The following is a 5,227-nucleotide window of genomic DNA, read 5'->3' as shown; positions in this document are numbered from 1 at the left end:
GCCGCTCGGCTGATGGGTGGGTTGTGCTGCAAGTTGACCCGTCCGGCAACTTGTCCAAATGTACACACAAAATCTCATGTGAGCAGCGCTCTACAGCCAAAGGCTGTCGGAGCCATGCTGGCCTGAAGGGGGCATCAACACCATCGGGCCCGCCCTCCGGCTCAACCTCCGGCCTCTGCTCTGTCCGTAACCGGCTTTATGCGGCGGGGCGGGACGGGGGGCGGGATCAACTTTGAGTTGCAGGTAGGAAACCGATTTTTCCCAGGCCATTTTTTATAAGATGACCATGTTTCCATCCCAGTGTTCAGAGTAAAAATTGTATATCTCACGCGCAAAAATGGCGTTCTCATTAAAAAATTTGTAGAAATTTTCGAGAGGGTGCAATGGTTCCATAGGTTCCCAACCTTCTTCTGTAAGTGAGAAGTGGTTTATTTCTTTGCCGTCAACGTCTACCCGGAATGTCTTGTACCTAAACCCTATTGTTCTCATAACTTTGTTATCTAGACTATCATAACCTCCCCAAAGCAATGGGTTAAGAATCTCTGAAGCTGAATTATTATAGTGCTTTTGCATAACACTTCTCAATGTGGAAATTGATCCGTCCCAAACTAAGCAGCCGTATATAAGTATATCCTTGCTTCCAACCTTTCTAATTAAATGATAGTTCGGAACGTACTGCTGAGGGCTATTCTCCTTAGCAGCCAAGTAAAAAGTTAGAAGTGCAGTGGAGGGATGAAATAATGAAATTTCGGCTTCGTTAGAATCTCTAACTGTAGCTATTTCGCGTATAACCTCTGCAATCTGCTTTCGCCATGCCGGGTTGTCAGATAGACACCGCTCAACACCGTTCAAAACTTCAGCCACTTGTGTTTTACTAGATGGACTGAATTTTTTCAAATACCGCTGGTAGGATGACCCCTCACCCCCACCTATCTCTTTTACAATTTGATCATCGGAAAGTATTCCAATATTTCTTTTGAAAGCGCCGTACCTGTATATCCGGCCAACTATCCACCCATCATCCATTAAGAGTCTAGATGTTAGTTTGGCAGGATAAGCTATTTCAAAAAAATCCGATGGCGCGTGAGGTGATAATTCACACACAGCTTCATGAAGAGTAAATATTCTTTCTTCAGCATCTGTCATTTCGTCTAAGAACTCGAGAGTGTCAGCGGCATCTTCAGATTTTTTTTCTAAAATATCAATATATTCTGGTTCGTTGAGTTGCTGCATGGCAAAATATAAGGCCCGCTTGTAAAGTGGCAAAGGCACATCGCAAGGTTCAGAACTATACATCATCCCAATTGTTTTTCTCATCGTCCCCTGCTTGGGAGAAGAGAGCCCAGCTTCATGACCATCAGACGGATGCAATTCTAAAAGAACGTAATTTTCTAATCCTTTTTCTGCGCAGAGTATTTCGAATTTTTTAACAGCATCCTCACATCGCGTCTCATCAAGGTAATACCTTAATTCATGCCAAGGTGCGATAAATCTATCTCCAAACATCTTGAGGGGTTGAATTAGCTCTACCTTTGTAACTTCTCCTGTTGCAGTAAGATGAAGTTTAAAACCCTCAACGTGGCAGGTCGTTCTTTCAACAAAAGACGAAAACGGAATAATTAGCTCTTCCCAACTAGGAGATACTACGAAAACACGAATTTCGTCCTCTTTTAATCTTAAGTGCTGCTTTACTCCTTCGATATATTTAAGAACTTCATGAATTGCCTCTCGCTCTGCTTGTTTGGTTTTTTTGACTTCAATTAGAACGATTTTTCCATTTTTATCGTGAGCAACTATATCAATGAAGCTTCTAGTTCCGAGGCTGTTGGGAATAAATTTCTCTTTTTTATCTAACACTATCCCATTTTCAAGGATGCTTATATTGTTTGCTAGATTGTCTCTTATAGTCGCCTCATTAAAGCTCATGCGCCACCTTTAAATTTAAAAATTTTCTAGATTATATTTATCATACTGGTTTAGGCTGCTGTCTTAAGGAAATTTAGAGGTTAAAATCCGTCAGAAGGGCCACCACCAGCGCGGTCTCACCTTAGACTTCGATATATTTATAGATCGCGAATCTGCTAAAAGATTTGTTGCTTGCTGACGCCAATGATCTCGATCTTCCTTCAAATCAGATATCTGGGCAGACCGCTCGTCAAGAATTTCAGCTTGTGCAGCGAGCCGTTCATGCAACGCAGCCAGCTCCTTTTGTAGAACTGCTGTTTGACCTTCATTTAGCTCTTGCGGAGGCCTTGAGTCACTTTGCATTTGTGGCTTGCGCAAGTCTTGCGGGTTCAAAGGGAATATACGATGCAGCTCGGAGGCATCAATCGTCCAAGCACCGGACGCATCTTTTTGAGCCGATATTTTCCCCGACTTTATGGCACGTGTGATGGTGGCGATGTTCTTTCCGGTCGCTTTTGCCGCCTGACCAGCCGTATATTGCATGTCCCTTGCGTTCCTTTGCATTTGCCGCTTGCGCAAGGGTTGCACGGTTCGTCTCCGCTTGGAATTGCTGTTGTGCTAAACCCTATCCTGGTCGAGTGTCAGATCTTGCCAATTTTGCGGCAGAAGTCCTCGAATAGCTGCTCGATGTTCATGGCGTCACGCGCAATGTCACGATCCGCTAGGAAGCGCCGGAAGTCCGATGCAATCTTCTGGTTGTCAGCGTTGCAGCCCGCAGTCTGCTTAATGTCCAGCCATCGTTCCGAGTAGGCGATCCCGCCCGTAATGGGAAAGGCTACTGCCACAGCCTCAACTGATCCGTCACGTCGCGCCTTCCGGCCCGCACTGTGGCCCTGCAATTCCCGTTTCGCCGGGGTCGGATCGTCCTTCACCTGCCAGCCGATGGTGACGCTGGCCACGGTGCGCCCGATCTTGTTCGGCGTAGCAGTCAAGGTCAGTCGCGAAAGCTGGTTGATCTCGGCAATAGCGGGGGAGAGCGCCCATGCTTTCAGGTTCGCAAACCGATCCAGCTTCCCAGCAGTGACGCCGAGCACGGCCCGCAGTTCTGGCACGGTGAAGGTCTTGGCTTCGATCCGGTCCAGCTTCACAAGGCTAGAAATATGCTGAAACAGCAGCACGGAGTACTTGCTGCCGAGGTGAAACACGGTCTGGCGATCGAGGATCGCCCAGTGGTTCGATTCTGCTGCCATGCTGCGGAAGGTGCGGCGGAACCACCACGACACCAGCAGATCGCCACCGACTTCGTCGCGGTAGTCAATCTTGGCCTCGTCCAGCAGGCCGCCGATGGTCACGACCATCTTCTCGGGATCGTCATGGGTCAGAACCACAGCGGCCAGCTCCCCGAACAGAGGCGTGAGGCTGGCACGGTCATGGTTTCTCATGCCGTCGATCTTACGGATGTCCGAGAGCCGGATTTGGTGCTGGACCTCATCCGCCATGCGCCCGCCCGCTGTGCCTATCATCAGGTGCATCAGCTTCAGTGCCTGAAGGCTGGGAGCATTCTGCATGTAGGTGCCGCGTGCCACCTCTGCGGGCAACACGGTTTTGGTTTGGTCAAAGGCCCGGTCACGGGCAACATCGAGTGTCTTTCCCATGGTTAGAATTTTTCATTGGATACCTAACCTGTCAACTAGCGATTTTGGCCCCAAACCTAACCTATCCGGCCCCAAACCTAACCTATCCGGCCCCAAACCTAACCGATAGGCTCGCAAGTATTTGTTATAATTAAATAAATTAACCCTGAACTATAGAACTATAAGAACAAGAAGGAACTGCGCCCATTTTCGAGTGAAATTTGGTGAAATCTGAGTCTCGAAACTGGCCAATTCGAGAGATCAGCCTGAGAGGCGCAGAGAGGCCGCAGGAGCGGGTAGGGGATTGCAGGTGCGTTCCCGGACAGGGAAAGGGCTGGTGTGCCCTCTGAGGGGCTCTCAGGGGCTTCTGAGAGCCATCCCTGTTGCCGATGCCACCACCCGCCCTCTCCGCCTCTCAGAGCGGCTCTCAGGGCCTTTTCCGGCATGCGCTCCAATTGGGCGGTTCGACTGCCAAAAAAGGGCCTTGGAGAGAGGCTCAAAACACAGCGCGGAGGCCAAAATGCAATTTTGGTAAACATTGCGCATATCCTGCAACTGCAACACCCCTCCAGGAGCCATCTCATCGGCCCTGGACGCTTGGTCGCTGCTCAGAGTCTTAGGATCTGCCTTGGCGGGCAGAAAACCCCCTTCTCCCCTGCTTTGGGACGGGCAATGTCGTCGAGGGTTTGCGGGGCGGCAGCTTGCCCCGGACCGCTCTCCCCAAACAGGGCTGTAGGGTCGGGGCAGACGGGGGACCAAGGCACCCGCTTGTTCTCGAAAGCCGCTTCCTGAGCCAGCACGAGGGCGATGATGGGTGCAGATGGCGGGAAATGTGGAATGTAAACAAATTTGCTTCGCCGCCCTGTGCCTGCCGGCTAGAACACGTCTCTGGGCGAAGAACAGCGACGTTGGCGGAGTGTAAAACTTACATTTCCATTTCCTGCCAATAAACTCCCCCTCAGGTGTTGTTGCAGTTGCAGGATATGGCCGATGTCTACCAAAATCGCATTTTGATCTCCGCGCTGTGTTTTGACTTGTCCCTCCAGGACCATTTTTTGAGCCGTCGAACGGGACAGCATCGGGGACAATGCGATCCCCTTTCCAACGTCTCGGGATCGTCCTACATTACGTTTGTGTAGACAGATGTAGATACGACGCATGAAGATCGCCGGCTTCGATTGGGACACGGGCAACTGGCCCAAATGCGGCAAGCATGGCCTGTCCCAGGCCGAGATCGAGGAGGTATTCGCCCGGACGCCGGCGGTCCTGGCCGATCCGTTTCCCGAGGAGGCGCGGATGCGCGCCATCGGCACCACGGCCGCGGGGCGCCATGTCTTCGTGGTGTTCCAGCTCCGCGAGATCGACGGCCGGACGAAGCTGCGGCCGATCAGCGCCCGCTACATGCACCCAAAGGAGATCGCGCATTATGAACGCCCATCCTAAACCCCTGCCGCCGCTGACCAGCGATGCCGAGGCGGAAGACTTCGTCGAGACGGCGGATCTGTCCGAGTACGATCTGTCGGGCTTTACGCCCATGCGCTTCGAGATCGAGCCGAAGGCCGCCTCGCTGAACATGCGCCTGCCCGCCGCCCTCCTGGACGCAGTGAAGGCCAAGGCCAGGGCCAGCGGCATCCCCTACACCCGCTATGTGCGGATGCTGCTGGAGACGGACGTGGCGCGGCCCAAAT

The 5,227-nt window shown here is 51.6% G+C and carries 5 protein-coding genes; 2 read left to right on the top strand and 3 right to left on the bottom strand.

Translation table 11 applies throughout. From position 1 onward, the window contains the following. Positions 1–273: 273 nt before the first annotated feature. From FA743_RS19830 to FA743_RS19820, 3 genes are all read right to left on the bottom strand, one after another. A complete protein-coding gene (locus FA743_RS19830) occupies positions 274–1,926 on the bottom strand; it encodes an endonuclease NucS domain-containing protein (RefSeq protein ID WP_136887781.1) in 1,653 nt (550 codons plus the stop codon). Positions 1,927–2,016: 90 nt separating this feature from the next. Beyond that, positions 2,017–2,448 carry a MerR family transcriptional regulator gene (locus FA743_RS19825; protein ID WP_136887780.1) on the bottom strand — a complete coding sequence of 144 codons (432 nt, stop codon included), beginning with the start codon at positions 2,446–2,448 and terminating at the stop codon, positions 2,017–2,019. A gap of 98 nt (positions 2,449–2,546) precedes the next feature. After that, positions 2,547–3,560, bottom strand: coding sequence for a replication initiation protein (locus FA743_RS19820; RefSeq protein ID WP_136887779.1), 1,014 nt, complete (start codon positions 3,558–3,560; stop codon positions 2,547–2,549). Between the two features lie 1,137 nt (positions 3,561–4,697). Between FA743_RS19820 and FA743_RS19815 the strand changes: the two genes are divergently transcribed. Both FA743_RS19815 and FA743_RS19810 read left to right on the top strand, forming a co-directional pair. Continuing rightward, positions 4,698–4,982: a BrnT family toxin gene (locus FA743_RS19815; RefSeq protein ID WP_136887778.1), complete on the top strand. Its 285-nt coding sequence runs from the start codon at positions 4,698–4,700 to the stop codon at positions 4,980–4,982. Then, positions 4,966–5,227, top strand: a 262-nt coding sequence (locus FA743_RS19810; protein WP_136887777.1) for a BrnA antitoxin family protein, incomplete at its 3' end; no start/stop codon positions are given. The genes FA743_RS19815 and FA743_RS19810, both read left to right, overlap by 17 nt.

It is taken from the genome of Paracoccus gahaiensis (assembly GCF_005048225.1).
Lineage (GTDB): Bacteria > Pseudomonadota > Alphaproteobacteria > Rhodobacterales > Rhodobacteraceae > Paracoccus > Paracoccus gahaiensis.
Note: the sequence above shows the minus strand (reverse complement) of the source record. Positions and strands in the feature narration are given on the sequence as shown.